Raw genomic sequence first — 20,820 nt, forward strand, 5'->3', positions numbered from 1 at the left:
ATTACTAATAACAAAACACCAAACGCCATTGCCGAAAAGCAGTGGCGTTTTTGTTTCTTTGCAGCCCCAAAACTTTTATCATGCAAAATTTTCCGGTCAGTAACTCTACGCTCTTGTCAAAACATGTTGGTTTGTTTTTGCAGGAACATTATGGTTTGGGTGCAGATGCTGTTTGCAAACTGTTGAAAACAGGCATTAATCATAGCTATTTAATTACCGATGGCGATAAGAAAGCAGTCTTTCGCATCTATAGTTTAAACTGGCGCAGCCGGGAGGAAATTTCCGAAGAGATAAGACTATTGAATTTGCTGCGCGATTCGGGAATCTCGGTGTCGTACCCGATAGAAGATACTTCAGGGAATTATATTCATGAAATAGATGCCCCGGAAGGTATGCGTTATGCAGTGCTTTTTTCTTTTGCCGAAGGGGAGAAACATTTGAATTTCCCTGCCGATCTGCATTGTAAAGTTGGCGAAACCATGGCCCGTATCCACCAGGTTACACATAATCTGCAGCTAAAAAGGGTAGCTTATACACCCAAAGTGATCCTCCAGGATTCGGTGGATCAGATAAAGGAATTTTTACCTGCCGATACCGAAGAAATGCAATGGATGCTATCAATCCAAAAGGTATTGCTTAATGAATTAGCTAAAGCCGATACCAGCCAATTAAGAATAGGTACCACCCATATGGATATCTGGTTCGATAATTTTAACATCACCAAAGAAGGGCAGATCAGTTTGTTTGACTTTGATTTTTGCGGCAACGGCTGGCTATGTTACGATATTGCTTACTACGTTTTGCAGTTGCATAGCACCGAAAAGGTAGCAGCCGAACGTGATGAAAAACTTAAGGCCTTTTTTGCAGGCTATGAATCAGTCACCCAAATAACAGATGAAGAAAAGCGCTTGCTGCCTGCACTGGGTGTTTGCATGTATTTCTTTTACCTCGGCATACAATGCCAGCGGTTCGATAACTGGTCGAACGTGTTTTTGAATGAAACCTATTTGAAACGCTTTATTAATCTGCTTGTAAAAAAATACCTCGACGAAAACGTTGTCACCAAAAATATTGTTAATCCATCATGACAAACACTACAAAAATTGGCTGGATAGGCCTTGGTTTAATGGGCAACCCCATGTCGCAACAATTGCTAAAGGCAGGTTACCCGGTTACCGTTTACAATCGCAGTAAAGATAAAGAAGCCGAACTAAAAGAACAGGGCGCAACCACGGCATCAACCCCAAAGGAACTTTTACAGCAAAACGATGTAGTAATTATTATGGTTACCGATGATAAGGCCATCAACGAAATATTTACGGGTGAGGATGGTTTGTTAAAGGCAGATGTAAGCGATAAGATAGTCATCAACATGAGCACCGTTTCCCCGGCTATAAGCAAGCAAATGGCTGCATTGTGTAACGAGCAGGGCAACCAATACCTGGATGCACCAATATCGGGCAGCGTTAAACAAGCGGAAACCGCCCAATTGGTTATCATGGCAGGTGGCGGGGCCGAAGTGTTTGAAAAAGTAAAACCAATACTGGAAACTATTGGCAAATTAGCTATAAATGTTGGCAAAGCAGGGGCGGGTAACGCGGCGAAATTAGCCATTAACACCTTGCTCAGCTTTTATACCCAGGGACTGGCCGAAGCGGTTATCCTCGCCAAAAATAATGGGATACCACCCGAGGTATTATTGAACCTGTTGGGCAACGCTGCTATCGCCAACCCATACACCAAGCTTAAAGGAGAGGCTATTGTGAACGATAATTTTAAAGCAGCGTTCAGCCTTAAAAACATCCTGAAAGATCTGAAACTATCGCGCGATATTGGGTTAACCACACCGTTGGGCGAGGCCGCATTAAAAACGTTTGAAGCTGCCAGTGAAAACTTCGGTGACGAAGACCTTATCGCGATCTACAAATATTTGGATACCAAATAGGCTATTCCCGCTTCTTTTTTAAGCTGAATGCGGGTTTGTTAGATTGGACCTTATCGGCATTATCATAAAGGCTTAAGGTGCGCTTATTAATGATGAACGAGTAGGCTTTTTGATCTTTAGCATTCAGGTTAAAAATGATTTCGTCGTGGCTGTGCTCCGGGTCGGCAATATGGTCGTTTTGTACAAAGTAGGTGGTTAATCCGGGTAGGCCGGTCACTTTACCGTTATCATAAAACTTTGCCAATACTTTTTTGCCGGTAGCATCCGTGCCTTCGTAATCGCCGGATAAGATAGCCTGGTTGATCATTAAATTCATGCCTTCTGCCAACCCACCCGCAGGTTTGTTTTGCATGGCTTTGATGTACTGGGCGGTATTTGTCTCTTTAGTTTGATCGTTATAGCTGTAGATAATTAGCGTGGTGTCGCCATTTTTTATCTTGTAGCTTAATTCATCATCGCCAAACCCTATAGTGGTGGTGTTTTTACCGGCCTGGAACCTTAGTGCCATATTAGTCCCTTCGTGGTTGTTTAACATAACAGGCACCATAATGCTATCGCCCTTAAGTTGCGCGGTATCAATATACATTACCGTAACGCCGGTGCCCTTTTCTACAGCCTCCAGCGGCGATTTACTTTTCTTTACTTTTTTAATGTAATCCTTCTTTACCCAAACACCGTTTATTAGTGGTTTAAATTGGTGTAACAAGTCCTGCGATTGGTCAAGGCGGCCGGCAGCGGTTGTGTCCTGATCGGTATCGCCTGTTTTACTTTTGCACGATAAGAATATACTGAGTATTAGCGGGAGGTAAACGATCCTTTTCATGTAGACGTGTTAATAACCCCAAGATAGCGAATTATAGGTCTATTCTTGTCTAAATGACACAATAAGTTTCGTATTAATTATTTGATAAACATTTATTATCGTTAACTACGTATAAATACCATGAAGAAAGATAAAGTGATAGAAACGCTTGCTTCATTTTAAAAAGAGTTTTATGTCAATTTGTATGTTTGAATAATAAAACATATACAGATAAACTAATTGGCAGGTACCGGGTTACTGTTACATGGCTTCAGGTTTTTTTGCTATTTTAGATGATATTGCCGCGATTATGGATGACGTGGCCGTAACAACTAAACTGGCGGCACGCAAAACAGCAGGCATTTTAGGTGATGACCTTGCTGTTAATGCCGAAAAGGCTACCGGCTTTTTAGCCGACCGCGAACTACCCGTGCTATGGGCTATCACTAAAGGTTCATTTGTTAACAAACTAATTATTGTCCCGGTTGCGCTGCTATTAAACATATTTTTCCCGATAGCAATTAAAGTTATATTGGTTTTGGGGGGATGTTACCTGGCTTATGAGGGCGTAGAAAAGATAGTTGAATTTTTATTTCACAGTAAAAAAACCGCCCGTTCCGTTATAAAAGAAAGGCAATCAAATGACGGCATCGCTGAAAAAGCCAAAATCAGGTCAGCCATATTAACCGACTTCATTCTGTCTGCTGAAATTGTGATCATAGCCTTAGGGGCAGTTTTGGAAAAGGAATTACTAATACAGATAATCACCGTGTCGGCTGTCGCATTGCTGGCCACCGTTGGTGTTTACGGTTTGGTAGCGATCATTATCCGTATGGACGATGCCGGCCACAAGTTGGTTAAAACATCCGGCGACAAAAGCTTTATTTTGGTGATAGGGAATTTATTAATTAGTGCTTTACCTGTGATCATTAAGCTGCTGAGTATCGTAGGGACTGTTGCGTTGGTGTTAGTTGCCGGCGGTATTTTTGTGCACAACATTGCCTATTTGCATTATGTGCTGCCCAATGTTCCATCAATTGTTAGGGAGTTATGTGCCGGCTTGGCAATCGGTCTATTTATTGTAATTGTTCTAAAAGTCGGTAGAGGCGCATACAATATGTTAAGTTCTACTTAATTGTTACCGCTTGTTATCAGCAAATTAGCTAACAAACAAAGATTCATTTTCTTATTCGCGGTGCCGGACGTATGATTGCTCGATATCGGGTTGTAATCTGAAAGCAACATACCCATATCATTAATATTTCCTTTCAAACATAATCGTTAAATTTGCATCTTATTAATTCCACCCCTGCATGAATGCTGATGCTGTGAAAATGCTGCAAGGCCATTATTGTAATTCGATAACCGATTACTCCCGTTTTGTGACCCGCGAAGTTGCAATTGGCGACGTGCCAATGGGCGGCAACAACCCTATCCGCATCCAAAGCATGACCACTACAGATACCATGGATACCCTTGGCACTGTGGAGCAAACCATCCGTATGGTTGATGCAGGCTGCGAGTATGTGCGCGTCACCGCGCCCAGCATTAAAGAGGCAAATAACCTTGCCGAAATAAAGAAACAACTGCGCCAGCGCGGATATAATGTGCCGCTTGTTGCCGATATCCACTTCACCCCAAACGCTGCCGAAGTTGCTGCACGCATAGTTGAAAAGGTGCGTGTAAACCCCGGGAATTATGCCGATAAAAAGAAATTCGATACGTTAGAATATACCGACCAGGCTTACCAAGGCGAGTTGGACCGCATCTTCCAAAAGTTTACCCCGCTGGTAAATATTTGTAAAGAATACGGTACTGCCATGCGCATCGGGACTAACCACGGTTCGCTGAGCGACCGCATCATGAGCCGTTACGGTGATACCCCGCAAGGGATGGTAGAGAGCGCTATGGAGTTCATCCGCATGTGCGAAACCCTGGGTTATTACAGCCTGGTAGTGAGCATGAAGAGCAGTAACCCGCAGGTAATGGTACAAGCCTACCGCCTGTTGGTACAAACCATGGTTGCCGAAGGTATGAACTACCCGCTGCACCTTGGTGTAACCGAAGCCGGCGATGGCGAGGATGGCCGCATAAAATCTGCAGTGGGTATAGGAACATTGTTAGAAGATGGCCTTGGCGATACCGTACGCGTATCCCTCACCGAAGAACCCGAAGCTGAAGCACCGGTGGCAATTGCGTTGGTGAAGCGATATTCTACGAGAAGCGAAGTTGCCGGTGTGAAGAGCGGGATGGAAAATGTTACGCTCCCCGCACCTCAATCCCCACACTCCCCTTACGCATACAAAAAACGCGAAACATACGAAGCCAATGCTTTTATAGGTGGTCATATGGTGCCGAGGGTAGTGGTAGACTTGTCTGCTGCTAACCTTAAAAGCCCCGCGGTGATGAATGATGCAGGTTACCTGTATTCGGAATTGCTGGATAAATACAACATGGCCGAGCAATCCGTCGATTTTGTTTACCTGGGCGATTCATTGCCATCTTTTACCCTGCCGGGGAACCTTAAGCAACTTTATAATTACGCAACCTGGCAAAAGCTTGCTAATAAAACGCTATGCCACCCGATATTTAGTTTAGAGGAGTATATACTGGCTGATAAAGATCGTTCATCTGCCTTAAACCTCGTCGTTATTAAAAATGCGGACCTTGATTCGGAAGCTTTTGGGTTGATTTCGTTGAATAGCAGTTTGGTTTTTGTGTTGGAAACAAACGAGAACCACGGCATGGCAGATCAGCGCTCTTTTTTTCTGAAACTACAGGAATTGGAACTGGATGTGCCGGTGATAGTGAAGAGAAGCTATAAATTCGAGAGTCAAGAGTCAGCAGTTAAGAACCAAGAGGTGGACTTGGCTACCGAACTGCAACTTTATGCCGCTACCGATCTGGGCGCTTTACTGGTTGATGGTTTTGGCGATGGTATCTGGATAGAAGCACCACAGGTACCTACTAATATTATCACTTCAACCGCTTTTGGGATCTTACAGGCAACCCGCTCGCGTATCTCCAAAACAGAATATATCTCCTGCCCAAGCTGTGGTCGTACGTTATTCGATCTGATGGTGACCACCCAGATGATACGCAGCAGGACAAGCCACCTAAAAGGGTTGAAGATCGGTATAATGGGCTGCATCGTAAACGGACCCGGCGAAATGGCCGATGCAGATTATGGTTACGTAGGCTCTGGTACGGATAAGGTTACCCTGTATCGTGGACAGCAAGCTGTCAAGAAAAATATCAGCTCGGCTAATGCGCTTGATGAGCTGATCGGCATCATAAAAGGCGATGGCAACTGGATAGAGCCGGCGGAGTAAATAACCTTCCCGGTCAAGATAAAATCCCTGCCAACCTGTCATCGTGCCTCCAAGCACCCTGCCTTGGTTATTGTTAACTGACATATGGGTGATGTTTTTTCTGCCAAATGCACATTGGCACAGGCATTGATAAATAGGTGTGGAAGCATTAATTATCAAAATAATAAAATCATAATATGTCTAAAATAATTGGAATTGACTTAGGAACAACAAACTCCTGCGTATCAGTAATGGAGGGTAACGAACCCGTAGTTATTGCTAACAGCGAGGGAAAACGTACTACGCCTTCTGTTGTAGCTTTTGTTAACGACGGTGAGCGTAAAGTAGGCGACCCGGCAAAACGCCAGGCTATCACAAACCCTACAAAAACTATTTACTCTATCAAGCGCTTTATGGGTAACAACTTCAACGAGGTTACCACCGAAGTTGGCCGTGTACCTTATAAAGTAGTTAAAGGCGACAATAACACACCACGTGTCGAAATTGGCGACCGTAAATATACACCTCAGGAAATCTCTGCTATCATTCTTCAGAAAATGAAGAAAACTGCTGAAGACTTCTTAGGCCATGAAGTTACTGAAGCGGTTATTACCGTTCCTGCATACTTTAACGATGCACAACGCCAGGCAACTAAAGAAGCCGGTGAAATTGCTGGTTTGAAAGTTCGCCGTATTATCAACGAGCCTACTGCTGCTGCCCTTGCCTACGGTTTGGATAAAGCACATAAGGACATGAAGATAGCTGTATTTGACTGTGGTGGTGGTACGCATGATGTATCTGTACTGGAGTTAGGTGATGGCGTGTTCGAAGTGAAATCTACCGATGGTGATACACACTTAGGTGGTGACGATTTTGACCAGGTTATTATTGACTGGATGGCAGACGAATTTAAAAGCGACGAAGGTGTTGACTTGCGTAAGGACCCAATGGCTTTGCAACGTTTAAAAGAATCTGCAGAGAAAGCTAAGATCGAATTATCAAGCACAACTCAAACAGAAATAAACCTGCCTTACATTACTGCAGGTGCCGAAGGCCCTAAACACTTGGTTAAAACTTTAACTCGTGCTAAATTTGAGCAATTGGCCGATAGCCTTATCAAACGTACTATTGAGCCATGCCGCACTGCATTGAAAAATGCAGGTTACAGTACTTCAGATATAGACGAGGTTATCCTTGTAGGTGGTTCAACCCGTATCCCTGCTATACAGGAAGCGGTTCAAAAATTCTTTGGTAAAGCGCCGTCAAAAGGTGTTAACCCTGATGAAGTTGTTGCCATTGGTGCAGCTATACAGGGTGGTGTGTTAACCGGCGAGGTTAAAGATGTATTATTGTTAGATGTTACCCCGTTATCATTAGGTATCGAAACTATGGGTGGTGTAATGACAAAATTGATCGAGTCTAACACAACTATCCCTACCAAAAAATCAGAAACATTCTCTACAGCATCTGATAGCCAGCCATCTGTTGAGATCCACATATTACAGGGCGAGCGCCCAATGGCAGCGGGTAACCGTACTATAGGCCGTTTCCACCTGGATGGTATACCACCTGCACCTCGCGGTGTGCCTCAGGTTGAAGTGACATTTGACATTGATGCTAACGGTATATTACATGTATCTGCAAAAGATAAAGCAACCGGTAAAGAGCAAAAGATCCGTATCGAAGCCTCTTCGGGCTTAACTGATGCCGAGATTAAAAAGATGAAGGACGAAGCGGAAGCTAACGCCGAATCTGATCAGAAAGCAAAAGAAGAAGTTGAAAAACTGAATTCTGCGGATGCCCTGATTTTCTCTACCGAGAAACAATTGAAAGAGTACGGTGATAAGATCCCTGCCGATAAAAAAGGCGCTATCGAAGCTGGCTTAGAAAAATTGAAGACAGCTTACGCTGCAAAAGATCTTGCTGCTATTGAGCCTGCACAGGAAGAGCTAAACGCTGCATGGACTGCTGCATCTGAAGACATGTACAAAGCATCTGCCGAAGGCGGCCAACAACCGGGTGCCGACGCAGGTCAGCCTGCCGGTGGCCAACCGGGAGCTGGTGCTGATAATGTAACAGATGTTGACTTCGAAGAAGTAAAATAATCAGCCCGATATATAATTGAAAAAGGCCCCGAATTTCGGGGCCTTTTTTGTGGGCCTCACCCGGCCCTATCCAAAGGAGAGGGTTCTGAGAGCTGCACTAAACTCAACCCGCCATTGCCAAGCTATGCAATGATGGTGGGTTAAAACAAAAAAGTCCTGCTGATACCAGCAGGACTTTGTGTTATGTTATAATCTTGTTTGTTATAAGATCAAGTTATTAACCTTTTCAACCAACTCGTTTAAATCGAATGGTTTATTGATAATAGCATCACAACCGTAGGCGTAAAGGTCGGCTTCGTGGTTAATATAGGCAGAAAATATAATAACCGGTACGTTGCTGAATTTAGGGTGGGCTTTAATGCTGCGGCAAAGTTCGCCACCGTTTTGGCCGGCCACTCGATAGTCAAGTATCACCAGGTCGGGTTCAAACTCTTCCAAAAACGGCATAACTTTAATACTTTCGCCTGTGCTTTTTACGTCGAAGTTTTCATAGGTAAGGGTTTCATGCACAATATCTAAAATATCTTGGTTGTCATCCAATACTAAAATACGCTTCACCATTTACAAGAGAATAAATTAATTAATAGGTTAACAAAGGTACCAATGTAACATGAAAAACATATGATACGAATGTAAAAAATAGGATCGGAATATATTAGAGTATATGAGATGTAACCGGCTCTTGAACCAAATTTACTATAATTAAGATATTATAAAAAATATTATGGGGGAATATTTTATATGATATTGTATCAATTTTGTTGTGAAAGGACAATTGCACGATGGGTGTAGATAATTGGAAATATATGGAAACAAAAAACCCGCTGTAGAAGCGGGTTTTAATATGATTAATAAGGATATGCCCTACCGGGGTGAGCTCGTTTCCATGCTCGGCGGCGTTCCAGCCAGGCAGCATGTTTCTTTTTTTGTTCGCGTTTGCGGGCTTCGTTACCAATAATGTAACCACCACCTGCACCAATAGCACCACCAATTACGGCACCACCAACGCTTTTACCTATCAGGGCACCTGCAACAGCACCACCGGCGCCACCAATAATGGCACCTTTACCCTGTTTGCTCATTCCTTTACTTTCCTGCGCTTGCGCACCAAAATTAACAGTTGTAGTTAACGATAGTAACAAGCCTCCATATATGACTAACTTTTTCATGGTATGTATCTTATAAATATGAAATACTCTATCAAATAGTAAGCCACAAAGCCTACACAAGTTTAGAGGGTTTATAATGCAAATAGTTTAACCGCTTATTTCATAAAGTTAAGAATGGCGTCGGCAAACTGTATAGTATTGCCTGCAGTGTTGTGGTTGCCGGGCACGGTAACGAACTTAGAATCGGGTATCATTTTTTGCAGTATGGTAACGTCTCCGTTAGTGGTATCTTCTGTACCATCTATTAGTAATACAGGTATTTTAATTTTGGCAAGTTCTGCGGCACTGGTGCTTGGCTGGTATTTTTGCTGATAGGCCAGCGCCAGTTTATCGAAGTTGTTTTTATTGATCCAAATCATCATATCATCCACATCATGAATGGTAGTATCGCCCATTAGCGCTTTGTAAGCGCGGATGCGGCGCGGCCATTCGGGGTTGGTGTAGTCGGCACCCATGCCGCCCATCACTGCCTTGCTGATGCGTTTATCAAGCACCATTAGTCGTGATGTAATGATAGACCCTCGAGAGTAACCAATCACGCTGTATTTTTTAATGCCCAAACTGGTAGCCAATGCGATTACATCTTTCGCCTCTGCATCGTTGTTGTAACCGGCATCTGTATGCGGCTTGTCAGACTGCCCATTGCCGCGTTGGTCCAATATGATAACTTTATATCCTGCTGTAAGCAGCGCAGGGTACAGGCCGCCGTGTTTCCATCCCTGGCCGGTGCCTGTAAAACCATGTACCAAAATTACCGGGTAACCCTCGCCTTTTACCTCGTAATAGATTTTAGTGCCGTCGAACGATGTAAAAAACCGGCCTTCCGTGTTTTGCGCGTACAAGCTAATGCTGCAAACTATTGTTAAAACTAATGTTGATAAGATTTTCTTCATGATACTAAACAAATATGTTTAAAATTAAAACGCCGCCAAGCCCAATAACAGACACCAGGCTTTCCATCATTGACCATGATTTGAACGTGTCCTTTATACTTAGGTTAAAATACTCCTTAAAGAGCCAAAAACCCGAATCGTTAACGTGAGAGAAAGCCAGGCTACCAGCACCAATAGACAGCACCATAAGGTTTGGGTTCACATGTTCGCTCACCACTAAGGATGATACTATACCCGCGGCTGTTAAACCCGCCACCGTTGCCGAACCCAGGCTCACGCGGATAATAGCCGCTATTACCCAGCCTAAAACCAGGGGCGGCATGTTGAATGTTTTAAGGTTCTCGGCTATCTCGTTACTTACACCGCTGGTGGTAAGCACTTCTTTAAACGCGCCAGATCCGGCTATGATGAGCAGGATGAGCGAAATGTCTTTTACGGCATCAATATAATTAACACCCAACTGGCCCATGTTGCGGCCTTGTTTTATACCGAGGGTATAGGTTGCCACAATAAGAGCTATCAGCATTACAATTGATGGGTCGCCAAGGAAGGCCATCACTTTTAAAACCTTCTCATCCTTGATACCTAAATATGGAAAAAAAGCCGTTAACATCAATAATATTACCGGCAGCAGAGCGGTAAAAAAGCTGATGAAGCCACTTGGCAGTTTATCGGCAGGCATTTCTTCGGCCCGGAATGTTGCCAATGGTTCTGACGGGATCTTCTTTAGAAAACTGGCAAATACGGGCCCTGCGAGGATAATGGTTGGTATAGCAATAGCAAGGCCATACACAAATGTGGTAGCCATATTTGCATGAAACAGTGCCACCAATGCCGATGGCGAAGGGTGTGGCGGCAAAAAACCATGCGTAACCGATAAGGACGCGATCATGGGCAGGCCGATATAAACCGCAGGTAATTTGTACTTATATACTACCGAAAATATCAGCGGCACCATCAGCACAAAACCTATCCCATAAAATAGGGGGATGCCAATAATAAAGCCCGCAGCTACCAAGGCCCATTGAATATATTTTTGACCAACGGCGTTAACTAAAACCTCGGCTATTTTTTGGGCTGCCCCGCTTGCCGCAACCAGTTTACCCAGCATCGCCCCAAGGCAAATAATAATGAGCAGGCTGCCTAATATATCGCCAATGCCTTTTTGTACCGATGCGGTTACTTTATTGATAGGGATGCCCAGCATTAAACCCGCGGTAATAGATACCAGCAGAAAGGCCAGGAAAGGGTTGAGCTTTGCCCAGCTAACCAGCAGTATGAGCAGTACTATACAGAACAGTATAACCAACATTGTTTTATATAAAGATTTATAAGTGTATTGATTACCGGGGTGGCCGATGCGACTAATGTAGTAATTATATTAATTGCATGTGTGCCTTTCTATTCTTTCATTATAGTGTCCGTTAATGGTTTTATAATAAGCTATTTTACAATCACCTTACTGAGATCACTCAATTAAACTTCGTTTCTTTGTGACCATGACAAGCCAACGCTATATTTTCCTGATCCTGATCTTGGGCTCACTTACAGCACTCGCGCCTTTTTCCATTGATATGTATTTGCCGGGTTTTCCGGATATTGCTAAATCGCTGCATACCAGTACAGAGAATGTGGCCTTGTCGCTTTCCAGTTTCTTTATCGGGATTTCCGCCGGGCAGTTGCTTTACGGGCCTTTGCTTGATAAATATGGACGCAAGCCACCTTTATATTTTGGCCTGGCATTATATATAGTAGCATCTGTAAGCTGTTATTTTTCTACCAGTATCGAGATGCTTATTGCCATGCGTTTTATACAGGCTATTGGCGGCTGCGCGGCTTCGGTATCATCTATTACTATGGTACGTGATATATTCCCGGTAAAAGATAACGCGAAGGTGTTTGCGCTGCTGATATTGGTTTTAGGTGCATCACCCATGATAGCGCCTACAGTTGGTGGCTATGTTACCACTGCTTTTGGCTGGCAGTTGATATTTATAATCCTGGCGGTAATTGCCGTGCTGATAAGTGTTGCCGTTATCTTCTTTTTGCCGGAGAGTTACAAACCCGACCCAACATATTCCTTAAAGCCCAGGCCTATAATCAACGGATTTATAACCGTTATTAAAACACCACAGTTTTACACTTACGCCATCAGCGGAGGGATAGCATTTTCAGGGTTATTCGCTTACATTTCTTCATCTCCCCTGGTATTTATGGAGGTATTTAAGGTGAGCAGCAAAGTTTACGGCTGGATCTTCGCTGTCCTTTCGGTTGGCTTCATTGGTTCCAGCCAGGTAAATAGTTTGCTGGTTAAAAAATACAAAAGCGGCCAAATTGTGAATGCTGCACTTATTGCAATGGTCATCATCTCGGCATTATTCGTTGTGGGTTCTATACAAAACATACTGGGCCTTGTGGGTACTATTATTATGATATTTTTAGTGCTTTGTTGTGTGGGCATCGCCAGCCCAAATACTTCTGCCTTAGCTTTAGCCCCTTTCGAGAAAAACGCGGGTACGGCATCGGCACTGTTAGGGGCGTTTCAAATGACAATGGGGTCGCTGGTATCGGTAGGGATAAGTTTGTTTAAAAGCCAGTCGTCGTTACCCATGTCAGCTATTATGCTGGTGGCATCATCATTAGCCCTGCTTATCGTAATAATAGGGCGCAGGAACATCAAAGAAAAGGTCGAATATAAGGGCGGGTCTTTCGCTGCGCATTAGAGGGGCTAAAGGTTGTGCTTACATATAACTGTTAAGTTGTTTTGTATAGTGGAGTGTTTTTCATTATTGCATACTATTAAGAACAGTACAATAAAACGGAAAGTGCTGTGTCTGTAACATTTACAGATGAAATGGCTTAAATGTATTCCTGCACGGAATATTGTATATTGTGGCATTATGCTTGTAATCAGCAATGTAGAATGCAAACTAACAGTTTTGTTGTTTACAACTTTTAGGTGTGCATAGCTGATATACGAAAGTCCCCCTATGATTGCCGGTGTAAAAAAAATACCTATCCTACGTTACGCTCTAATTGTAATGCTCATTGTGGTGTTATTTGGAAGCGCATTCTATTTATACCTTCATTATAACAAGGCCGAAAAATTACGTAGCAATTTCCAGCAAATGGTAAAAGCACGCGAAAATTCATCCCTTATAGACAGTTGTATAGTTGAACTTTACAGCGCGGATAACAGCAGCCGCATGTATGCGCTTACCGGCCGTAAATGGTATTTCAATGAGTTTTCAAGACAGATCAAGAATGTACGCGGTATTATCACGGCTCTAAATAGGAATGATAAAAGCTCGGCCAATTTATCTGACGATGACGAATTGGATAACCTGGTTAGCGAGAAAAAATTAAAAACCGACAGCTATATTAAACTGATGACCTTATCTGATAGCCTGATGAGATCGGCCAAAAAGATTAACAAGGCATTAAAGGATAAAAACAACAAGATACTACAGCAACCCGTGGTAAGCCGTATAAAAACGCAGTTACGCATAGACACTGTTAGAACAGTAGCCGTTGCCAAAACGTCGGAACAAAAAAAGAAATTTTTGGGCCGCCTGTTTTCCGTTTTCGATAAGAAGAAAAAAGAAGAACCAAAAGCAAAGCCCGTTCTTTTAGCAAGACGTACAGATACCATTATTACTACCATGACCGCCAGCCCTAAAGTGGTACAGGCCTATAACAAGTATTACACAAAAATTAATGATGCCAACAATAAGCTGCGTGCCAACGAGCGCGAAATGCTCGAGATTAATAACCGTTTAATAAGCCAGATAATTGGCAGCCTTAAAAAATATAAGATAGCCGAGCAGCATTACATTGTTGGTAGCAAGGAAGAGATGAATAGCAACCTTTCTACCGTATTATACGAGTTTAAAAGGTTATCTGGTATCATGTTCTTATTACTTACTACCGTGGTGGTCATCATTTTATATAACATATGGAAGATCTTCCGTAACGAGGAGGAGATGGTTATTCACACCGAAATGGCAGAAAAATATGCGCAATCTAAAAGCCGGTTTTTGGCCAGCATGAGCCATGAGATCCGCACGCCGCTAAACTCTATCATCGGTTTCTCGGAGCAACTTACACAGAGTGATCTATCGGAGGCGCAAACCGAGCAGACCAACGCCATTCGCAGTTCATCAAAAATGCTGCTGGAAGTGGTGAACGAGATCTTAGATTTCTCTAAGTACGAAACCGGCAAAATGAACTTTGAGACTTCACCTTTTAGCCCTTACGAAGCTATCCAGGAAATTGTTACCAGTATGCAGGTGCAGGCCGGTAAAAAGAAGGTCGCGTTAAATTGCCAGGTAAACTTTCCTAAAGATCTTTGCTTTAGCGGCGATTATTTCAGGCTGAAGCAAGTTATCATGAACCTGGTTGGTAATGCCATTAAGTTTACCACCATTGGCGAGGTTAGCATAAATGCCTTTTTAACTGATGGCAAACCGGGCCAGCAGATTTTGAATGTGCAGATCCGCGATACCGGTTTGGGTATTGATAAAGAGCATCTGCCGCTTTTATTTGAGGAGTTTTCGCAAGTTGCATCGGCACAAAAAACTGCCAACTACGGCGGTACAGGTCTTGGCCTTGCCATTTGTAAAAAGATAATTGAACTGCAGGGCGGCAGTATAAAGGTAACCAGTAAAGTAGGTAAAGGTTCGATATTTAGCTTTAAGTTACCGATGGAAACCGTCGCTAAAGCCGCCTGCCTGCAAACTGCAGAAGTTGTTTCAAGCTTTGACCCTAAACAATTTGTGGCCGGCCGCCATGTATTGATAGCAGAAGACAATAAGCTGAACGTACTACTTGTAAGCACTATTCTCAAAAAATGTAAAATAACCTTTGATGTTGCCTACAATGGCCGCGAAGCTTTGCAGCTTTTTGAAGATAACTATTACGACATTGTATTCACAGATATTGAAATGCCGGAAATGGGAGGTATCGAACTTACCCAGATTATCCGCGCAAACGGTAATTCTGTAAAAGGCGACGTGCCAATACTGGCCCTTACGGCCAATGTGCTTAAAGATGATAGGGATAAATACCTGTCGGTAGGGATGAGCGGCGTGGTGTTAAAACCATTCTCCGAACAAAACCTTATTGAGGGTATGGCAACCGCGTTATTAAAGCAAAATGAGCTGGTAAATGGTTAATTAACGATATTCGCAAACCGATATTTTTATATTCAATACATGTTTAAACGATCGTAAAAGTTGATTTATTTAAACTTTTTGTCAACTCCGAAGTTAATTTAACAGGAGGAATACATACCATGACATCATCACATAGCAAAACAGCCACGTCAAAAAAAAATATTACAAAATCATCGTCCACCCAAAATAATGACTTGGCGACCCAAATGCCGTTAAGCGAAAAGGATGAAGTGAAAAACGCTGAACGCAAAACAAATAAGGTTGCCAAAAAATGACCTCCAGATTCAAAGTTAAATAAGGTTGTTATTTTTTTAGTTGGCGGAGCTCGGTCTTTAGCTCGTTAAGCTGCTGTTGCGCCTGCCTGTTCTCCAGGTAAAAGTAGATAGCGCATCCCAAAAAGATCTTACCTAAAATAAATACCGCGGCAAAAACCCATTTCCAGGTTTTTTGCACTTTCATATAGTTGTTTTCAGATTCTACCTCGATGTATTGCGATCGGTTGTCGCGCTTGTCGAAATCCTGATAGTCGGTTTCTTTACGCTCGGTAAATTGCTCGGGGTTAGTCTCATGGCGAAGGACCAGTTCGTCAATACTGTCAGAGATCTTACCCCAGGTACGGGCAGGAGGGGTAACAGCCATGCTTTGGGCAAGTCGCTCCATATCTTTCTCCAGATCCTCAAGAGCGTGGTTTACTGCAGGATGTATGGTTTTCATATGCAGCAGTTCCTGTACCTCCTCTTCGGAAGCAGAACCTGTTACATAGGCTTCTAATATGCCGCTATTGATGTATTCCTGTATCATTACGGTTTTTCCTAATAATAATGAACGATTCTCGTAACAATTTCCTGATGGCGTCTTCTGGTTTGTTCAATTCTGAAGCTAAGTTAGCCGTTGTTTTGCCATGGTAATGCACACCACAAAAAACAACTTGCTGCTCGTTATCCATCAAATCAATAAACTTATTTCCTTGTATAGCTTTTTTGGTAGAAATCTCAACCCCATCGGCGCGGCTCTCAATAGAGCTGATAAATGATGAGAGCTTTTTGCGGGTTAATTGCTGCAAGCCTAAAAACGCGTTTGAGCCCGGCGCCAGTATTTCTTCAATATCCTTATTCTGTAGTTCGTTAAAAACCTCTGTAAGGTATTGTTCGGCGACGGCGATCTCCTTCACTACCTCTATAATATAACCCAATAACATAGCGCCATAGTTAGTGTATAAACTATGCTTGCTTTGCTTAATTGTAGGTAATGAAGCTTCAGTATATGTTAACTGCTGTTCCAAGTTTATGAATGGGTTAGTAAGGGGAATTCAAAAATATTTATAATTGTTCTAATATATTAAAAAAGTACAATTAGTTAAAAAAGTTTCGTCCAAAAATGGTTTTCTGTGGCTTGTCCTACACCAAGTGTTAATTTAAGTTAAAGATAGCGGTGGGTTAGATTAGTTACCACCAGTATTGTATAGCTTTAAACTATGCAACGCTACCTTATCATTATCGTGTTTTTAATATCAGCCGCGGCCAATGCCCAAACTGCTGTTAAGGGGCGTGTATTAGAAAACAAAACCCGTATTGGTTTAGCCGGTGTGCGTGTAGATAACCTTAATAACAAGAAGACTACCCTTACCAATAACACGGGAGACTTTAGCATCTCCGCTAAAATGGGCGATTTGCTTGTATTTAAAGCCTTTGCCTATCAGGTTGATAGTTTGATATTGATAAAAGTAAACGACCAGGAGATATTTATGGAACCTGTTACCAACGTGCTTAACCAGGTAAACATTACTACCACGGTAACCAAAAATCTAAATACCTATTACGATCCGCTTTACCACGGCCAGCCGGTAGTTTACCAACGCGACCGTAAAGGGAGACCCGTAGGAGGCGTTATATGGCGTTTATGGTGGTGGAAAAAGGACGAAAAGAAAAAAGCCAAACTTGCAGCGCTGGAACAAAAATATGTGATAATGGATAAGATACAGTCGGTGTTTCAGCCAAAAATAATCGCCCAATACATTCCTTTAACAGGGGAAGACCTGACCAACTTTATTAACCTGTACACCCCAACCCCCAAAATAGTTGCCGAAAAAGATTTTAACCTGGCCAACTACCTTAATGCTTGCCTAAAAAAATATCAGAAATTACCACCCGATAAGTGGCAACCACCTAAACTTACCGAATAATCAATTACAAAGTAACGCCGCTGCTAAACTCGAATGCATCGTTGAACGCACCTGTAAGTTGTGGGATTACATCGGGGAGTTTATCGGCATGCTTGCGAATGTAATGCCCGGCAATACCCGTTAGCAATGCCGCTGCACCGCCTATTAACATACCCTTTAAAATGCTCTGTTTATTTTTGCGAAAGATGGCAGCACCTGCAAATGCGCCCGATGCCACATGCAAGCCCAACTGGCGCATATCAATATTATCTGTCGTATTTACTAATTTCCTTCTTTCATTTTCCGCAGCAGATAACAGGGAAGTAGCTATGCTCGTAATTGGGGATTGTGCAAACCTAACTATACTCAGCGGACTGGAATAGTACCCGTTGCTGTAATAATTGGCTATCGCCGGTGCCGCGCTTGCCCGCATGCCTGCTACCGCGCCCAATCCTAAAGTTTGCCAAACGGGTTTCCTGGTTTGCATAGTATTTTCTGTTGATGTGTATAGGCAACAGGGGAGAGGTGAGATGGTTTGATTTACAAGTACTATTTGTTTCATAACCAAAACCCGTAATTGCAATAACGTACGGATATATTAGGCATAAAAAAAGCGATGTTGATCATCGCTTTTCAAAGTCTTACATTGCTTTCTTGATACTATCTTGTTTGGCTTTTTCCTTTTTCTTAAAGAACCCTTTTAACAAAAAGTTATGCTGAACGGCCTCCAGATCATCATTTAATTTGACGGAGCTTTGTTGCAGATAGTTAAGCGTAGTTTGTACTTTGACGGCCGCTTTAGGGTCGTTTAAAAGTACTCCAAGGGCGTTATCTGTAGTGTTAAGTTTGTTGCTGGCCTTGTTAAGGTTGTCAGTTAAAAGGCTTGCGTTGTCGGCAGCCTCTTTTAAACGGCTAACCGATGCGCGGATCCTGTTGAAGGTAACGGTATCGGTAAGCAGGTTATCGGCAAAGCCACCTTTGGTATTCATTTTATTGCTGAAGCTGTTTAATTGCAATGACATTTTAGCTGCGTTTTGCGTAGCAGCCTGTAAGTTGCGCATAGTTTGCTTTAACTGGTTGCCCATAGTGCTATCGGCAAGTAATGTGCCCACGGTACCTTTACCGGCCAGTATTTGTTTACTCAGTTGTTTAAAATCGGTGGTAATAGCTAATAAATTCTGATTGTTTTGTTGAAGGGTTTTAAGCACATCATCGGTAGATAGCAATTTTTCTGATTGCAATACCGCGCCATCCTGTATTGGCGGCGCCTGCGGCGAACCACCATCTATCACAATTATCTTGTTACCTATCAAACCATCGCTGCTGATGCGTACACCTGCATTGCGGTGAATGTACTGCTGCGTGCTCGATTCTATACTCATGATCACATCAACCTGCGATGGGCCTGTAAAATGGATGTTTTTGATGGTACCTACCTTTACACCCGAGAACCAAACGTTGTTCCCTTTTTTTAAGCCCGCGACATCGCTAAATATCGAGCTGATGGTTATGCTTTTAACAAAACTTTTTTGTTGGCCGCCAAGTGTAAGCACACCTATTACAAACACGGCTACGCCGAGCAGTACAAATATGCCTACTGTTATTGATTTTTTATTATCTGCTGCATCCATTATATAGGGTACTAATATCTATTGTATAAAATTGTAATTGTAAAAAGGGGTAACACGCGGGTCGGTAGTTTTAAATACCTCATCAAAAGTACCTACGCGTTGAAACTGTCCGTCAAGCAACATGGCAACACGGTCACCGGTCATTTTGGCGCAGGTAAGATCATGCGTGATAATGATAGAAGATGTATTGTAGCGCTGCTGAACCTCGTTTATCAGATCGTTTATTTCGATACAGGTGATTGGATCGAGGCCGGCGGTTGGCTCATCGTACATCATAATCTCGGGGTTAAGTATCAGCGTACGGGCAATGCCAATACGTTTACGCTGCCCTCCCGAAAGCTCTGAAGGCATTTGATTAATAGTTTGCGACAGGCCAACGGCTTCTAATACTTCCGCTACATTCTTATCTATCTCAGCCCGGGAAATGCCTTTGCGATTACGCACTAAAGGAAATTCCAGGTTCTTACGAACCGTCATACTATCGTACAATGCGCTGTTTTGGAATGAGAAACCAATGCGGATACGGAGATCCTCAAGCGCTTTTTCACTTATAGTAGTTACCTCGTTGCCTAAAACTTCTATCGTGCCGGCATCTGGTGTTAGCAATCCCGAGATCAGTTTAATTAATACCGATTTACCCGTACCTGAACGACCCAAAACTACTAAATTTTCGCCTTGGAAAAGGTCAAGATCAATACCGCGAAGCACATCATAGTCCGCGAAAGATTTTTCAACCCCGCGAAGCTTGATCACCTCGTTGCTCATGTCAATATTTGCCTTTTGGTTTTCCATAATTTAGCGGAACCATCCGGCTATCTGTACAATTAAAACTTCTTCAATAAACACTAAAAACATAGCCGTAACCACCGCGCCGTTTGCTGCTTTACCAACGCCCTCGGTGCCTTTGGTAGAGTTATAGCCCTGGTAGCATCCCACAATACCTATGGTAAAGCCAAATACGATGGCCTTGCTTAACGATGCCCAAAAATCTACAAAGGTTAAGGGCTCAAAAGCCTGCTCCATAAATGTAGCATAACTGGTGCCTTCGTTTTGGCTAACGTTTAAATAACCACCTAAAAGCGCAATAAAAGCTACATAAGTAGCCAGCAATGGTATAGTGATAGTTGTAGCGATAACACGCGTACAAACCAAAAATTTAAAAGGCTTCGTGCCCGATACTTCCATAGCGTCGATCTGCTCAGTAACGCGCATAGAGCCAAGTTCTGCACCGATGCTCGAGCCAACTTTGCCTGCCGCGATAAGCGCGGTAACCAACGGTGCAAGGGCTTTCATAATGGCGATGGATACCAAGGATGGCAACCAGGATTCGGCACCAAAGTTTGTTAACGATGGGCGGCTTTGCTTGGTAAAGATCACACCTACAATAAATCCTGTTAGTGTAATCAAGGTAAACGATTTAACACCCGTCTCGTAACACTGGCGCACAATTTCCCTGAATTCGTAAGGGGGCAAAAAAACCTCTTTAAAAAAGCGCAGGATAAAGACATATATCCTGTGCAGCATCAAAAAGAATTCTGCCAGTTTATTCTGCGTTTTTTTGAAACGTTTTGGTACCGGTTTTGAAGATGTATCTACGCTATCCATTAATGTGGCAAAGGTATAACTTAT

The 20,820-nt window shown here is 42.9% G+C and carries 20 protein-coding genes; 9 read left to right on the plus strand and 11 right to left on the minus strand.

Going from position 1 to position 20,820, the window contains the following annotated elements:
* Nucleotides 1–80 precede the first annotated feature (80 nt).
* Entirely contained in the window at nucleotides 81–1,088 is a 1,008-nt protein-coding gene (locus ABIB39_RS19020) for a phosphotransferase enzyme family protein (RefSeq protein ID WP_354431768.1), read from the plus strand.
* Nucleotides 1,085–1,945: an NAD(P)-dependent oxidoreductase gene (locus ABIB39_RS19025; RefSeq protein WP_354431769.1), complete on the plus strand. Its 861-nt coding sequence runs from the start codon at nucleotides 1,085–1,087 to the stop codon at nucleotides 1,943–1,945. The genes ABIB39_RS19020 and ABIB39_RS19025 overlap by 4 nt, the downstream gene beginning before the upstream one ends.
* Before the next feature lies 1 nt (nucleotide 1,946).
* Here ABIB39_RS19025 and ABIB39_RS19030 read toward each other — a convergent pair whose 3' ends face one another.
* On the minus strand, nucleotides 1,947–2,768 hold the full coding sequence (locus tag ABIB39_RS19030) for a hypothetical protein (RefSeq protein ID WP_354431770.1): 822 nt from the start codon (nucleotides 2,766–2,768) through the stop codon (nucleotides 1,947–1,949).
* Between the two features lie 244 nt (nucleotides 2,769–3,012).
* Here ABIB39_RS19030 and ABIB39_RS19035 point away from each other — a divergent pair, with 244 nt between their 5' ends.
* From ABIB39_RS19035 to dnaK, 3 genes are all read left to right on the plus strand, one after another.
* A complete protein-coding gene (locus tag ABIB39_RS19035; RefSeq protein ID WP_354431771.1) occupies nucleotides 3,013–3,882 on the plus strand; it encodes a DUF808 family protein in 870 nt (289 codons plus the stop codon).
* Between the two features lie 178 nt (nucleotides 3,883–4,060).
* Nucleotides 4,061–6,079 carry a (E)-4-hydroxy-3-methylbut-2-enyl-diphosphate synthase gene (gene ispG / locus ABIB39_RS19040; protein WP_354431772.1) on the plus strand — a complete coding sequence of 673 codons (2,019 nt, stop codon included), beginning with the start codon at nucleotides 4,061–4,063 and terminating at the stop codon, nucleotides 6,077–6,079.
* Between the two features lie 176 nt (nucleotides 6,080–6,255).
* Complete coding sequence (gene dnaK, locus ABIB39_RS19045; protein ID WP_354431773.1) at nucleotides 6,256–8,163, plus strand: molecular chaperone DnaK; 1,908 nt, start codon at nucleotides 6,256–6,258, stop codon at nucleotides 8,161–8,163.
* A gap of 201 nt (nucleotides 8,164–8,364) precedes the next feature.
* On the opposite strand, the gene ABIB39_RS19050 is transcribed toward dnaK, so the two are convergent.
* The 4 genes from ABIB39_RS19050 to ABIB39_RS19065 form a co-directional block, all read right to left on the minus strand.
* Entirely contained in the window at nucleotides 8,365–8,724 is a 360-nt protein-coding gene (locus ABIB39_RS19050) for a response regulator (RefSeq protein WP_354431774.1), read from the minus strand.
* Between the two features lie 287 nt (nucleotides 8,725–9,011).
* Nucleotides 9,012–9,332: a YMGG-like glycine zipper-containing protein gene (locus ABIB39_RS19055; protein WP_354431775.1), complete on the minus strand. Its 321-nt coding sequence runs from the start codon at nucleotides 9,330–9,332 to the stop codon at nucleotides 9,012–9,014.
* 95 nt (nucleotides 9,333–9,427) lie between these two features.
* Nucleotides 9,428–10,225, minus strand: coding sequence for an alpha/beta fold hydrolase (locus tag ABIB39_RS19060; protein WP_354431776.1), 798 nt, complete (start codon nucleotides 10,223–10,225; stop codon nucleotides 9,428–9,430).
* A 4-nt stretch (nucleotides 10,226–10,229) separates the two neighbouring features.
* Nucleotides 10,230–11,537 (minus strand): gluconate:H+ symporter, encoded by a 1,308-nt coding sequence (locus ABIB39_RS19065; RefSeq protein WP_354431777.1) that lies wholly within the window; start codon nucleotides 11,535–11,537, stop codon nucleotides 10,230–10,232.
* 187 nt (nucleotides 11,538–11,724) lie between these two features.
* Between ABIB39_RS19065 and ABIB39_RS19070 the strand changes: the two genes are divergently transcribed.
* The 3 genes from ABIB39_RS19070 (at nucleotide 11,725) to ABIB39_RS19080 (ending at nucleotide 15,674) form a co-directional block, all read left to right on the plus strand.
* Complete coding sequence (locus ABIB39_RS19070) at nucleotides 11,725–12,948, plus strand: multidrug effflux MFS transporter (protein ID WP_354431778.1); 1,224 nt, start codon at nucleotides 11,725–11,727, stop codon at nucleotides 12,946–12,948.
* Nucleotides 12,949–13,215: 267 nt separating this feature from the next.
* Nucleotides 13,216–15,399 carry an ATP-binding protein gene (locus tag ABIB39_RS19075; protein WP_354431779.1) on the plus strand — a complete coding sequence of 728 codons (2,184 nt, stop codon included), beginning with the start codon at nucleotides 13,216–13,218 and terminating at the stop codon, nucleotides 15,397–15,399.
* A gap of 119 nt (nucleotides 15,400–15,518) precedes the next feature.
* Nucleotides 15,519–15,674, plus strand: a complete 156-nt coding sequence (locus tag ABIB39_RS19080) for a hypothetical protein (RefSeq protein ID WP_354431780.1) — start codon at nucleotides 15,519–15,521, stop codon at nucleotides 15,672–15,674.
* A gap of 28 nt (nucleotides 15,675–15,702) precedes the next feature.
* On the opposite strand, the gene ABIB39_RS19085 is transcribed toward ABIB39_RS19080, so the two are convergent.
* Nucleotides 15,703–16,200: a hypothetical protein gene (locus ABIB39_RS19085; protein WP_354431781.1), complete on the minus strand. Its 498-nt coding sequence runs from the start codon at nucleotides 16,198–16,200 to the stop codon at nucleotides 15,703–15,705.
* Complete coding sequence (locus ABIB39_RS19090; RefSeq protein ID WP_354431782.1) at nucleotides 16,178–16,681, minus strand: hypothetical protein; 504 nt, start codon at nucleotides 16,679–16,681, stop codon at nucleotides 16,178–16,180. Before ABIB39_RS19090 ends, ABIB39_RS19085 begins: the two co-directional genes overlap by 23 nt.
* A 192-nt stretch (nucleotides 16,682–16,873) precedes the next feature.
* Between ABIB39_RS19090 and ABIB39_RS19095 the strand changes: the two genes are divergently transcribed.
* The gene (locus ABIB39_RS19095) at nucleotides 16,874–17,581 is read left to right on the plus strand and encodes a hypothetical protein (RefSeq protein ID WP_354431783.1); all 708 of its coding nucleotides are present in this window, start codon (nucleotides 16,874–16,876) and stop codon (nucleotides 17,579–17,581) included.
* A 4-nt stretch (nucleotides 17,582–17,585) separates the two neighbouring features.
* Here the strand turns inward: ABIB39_RS19095 and ABIB39_RS19100 are convergent, their stop codons facing one another.
* The 4 genes from ABIB39_RS19100 to ABIB39_RS19115 form a co-directional block, all read right to left on the minus strand.
* On the minus strand, nucleotides 17,586–18,047 hold the full coding sequence (locus ABIB39_RS19100; protein ID WP_354431784.1) for a hypothetical protein: 462 nt from the start codon (nucleotides 18,045–18,047) through the stop codon (nucleotides 17,586–17,588).
* A 154-nt stretch (nucleotides 18,048–18,201) separates the two neighbouring features.
* Nucleotides 18,202–19,191 (minus strand): MlaD family protein, encoded by a 990-nt coding sequence (locus tag ABIB39_RS19105; protein ID WP_354431785.1) that lies wholly within the window; start codon nucleotides 19,189–19,191, stop codon nucleotides 18,202–18,204.
* A gap of 18 nt (nucleotides 19,192–19,209) precedes the next feature.
* Nucleotides 19,210–19,983 (minus strand): ABC transporter ATP-binding protein, encoded by a 774-nt coding sequence (locus ABIB39_RS19110; RefSeq protein WP_354431786.1) that lies wholly within the window; start codon nucleotides 19,981–19,983, stop codon nucleotides 19,210–19,212.
* Nucleotides 19,984–19,986: 3 nt separating this feature from the next.
* Nucleotides 19,987–20,715 (minus strand): MlaE family ABC transporter permease, encoded by a 729-nt coding sequence (locus tag ABIB39_RS19115; RefSeq protein WP_354431882.1) that lies wholly within the window; start codon nucleotides 20,713–20,715, stop codon nucleotides 19,987–19,989.
* Nucleotides 20,716–20,820 lie beyond the last annotated feature (105 nt).

The sequence above is a fragment of the Mucilaginibacter sp. UYP27 genome (genome assembly GCF_040547175.1).
Classification (GTDB): Bacteria; Bacteroidota; Bacteroidia; order Sphingobacteriales; family Sphingobacteriaceae; genus Mucilaginibacter.

Bases quoted from the DNA above. Each gene is read 5' to 3' on its own strand.
- ABIB39_RS19060 (WP_354431776.1), bottom strand. From the start codon at position 10,225: ATGAAGAAAATCTTATCAACATTAGTTTTAACAATAGTTTGCAGCATT.
- ABIB39_RS19085 (WP_354431781.1), bottom strand. From the start codon at position 16,200: ATGATACAGGAATACATCAATAGCGGCATATTAGAAGCCTATGTAACA.
- ABIB39_RS19100 (WP_354431784.1), bottom strand. From the start codon at position 18,047: ATGCAAACCAGGAAACCCGTTTGGCAAACTTTAGGATTGGGCGCGGTA.
- ispG (WP_354431772.1), top strand. From the start codon at position 4,061: ATGAATGCTGATGCTGTGAAAATGCTGCAAGGCCATTATTGTAATTCG.
- ABIB39_RS19105 (WP_354431785.1), bottom strand. From the start codon at position 19,191: ATGGATGCAGCAGATAATAAAAAATCAATAACAGTAGGCATATTTGTA.
- ABIB39_RS19075 (WP_354431779.1), top strand. From the start codon at position 13,216: ATGATTGCCGGTGTAAAAAAAATACCTATCCTACGTTACGCTCTAATT.
- ABIB39_RS19050 (WP_354431774.1), bottom strand. From the start codon at position 8,724: ATGGTGAAGCGTATTTTAGTATTGGATGACAACCAAGATATTTTAGAT.
- ABIB39_RS19095 (WP_354431783.1), top strand. From the start codon at position 16,874: ATGCAACGCTACCTTATCATTATCGTGTTTTTAATATCAGCCGCGGCC.
- ABIB39_RS19080 (WP_354431780.1), top strand. From the start codon at position 15,519: ATGACATCATCACATAGCAAAACAGCCACGTCAAAAAAAAATATTACA.
- ABIB39_RS19110 (WP_354431786.1), bottom strand. From the start codon at position 19,983: ATGGAAAACCAAAAGGCAAATATTGACATGAGCAACGAGGTGATCAAG.
- ABIB39_RS19035 (WP_354431771.1), top strand. From the start codon at position 3,013: ATGGCTTCAGGTTTTTTTGCTATTTTAGATGATATTGCCGCGATTATG.
- ABIB39_RS19020 (WP_354431768.1), top strand. From the start codon at position 81: ATGCAAAATTTTCCGGTCAGTAACTCTACGCTCTTGTCAAAACATGTT.
- ABIB39_RS19055 (WP_354431775.1), bottom strand. From the start codon at position 9,332: ATGAAAAAGTTAGTCATATATGGAGGCTTGTTACTATCGTTAACTACA.
- ABIB39_RS19025 (WP_354431769.1), top strand. From the start codon at position 1,085: ATGACAAACACTACAAAAATTGGCTGGATAGGCCTTGGTTTAATGGGC.
- ABIB39_RS19030 (WP_354431770.1), bottom strand. From the start codon at position 2,768: ATGAAAAGGATCGTTTACCTCCCGCTAATACTCAGTATATTCTTATCG.
- ABIB39_RS19065 (WP_354431777.1), bottom strand. From the start codon at position 11,537: ATGTTGGTTATACTGTTCTGTATAGTACTGCTCATACTGCTGGTTAGC.
- ABIB39_RS19070 (WP_354431778.1), top strand. From the start codon at position 11,725: ATGACAAGCCAACGCTATATTTTCCTGATCCTGATCTTGGGCTCACTT.
- dnaK (WP_354431773.1), top strand. From the start codon at position 6,256: ATGTCTAAAATAATTGGAATTGACTTAGGAACAACAAACTCCTGCGTA.
- ABIB39_RS19115 (WP_354431882.1), bottom strand. From the start codon at position 20,715: ATGCTGCACAGGATATATGTCTTTATCCTGCGCTTTTTTAAAGAGGTT.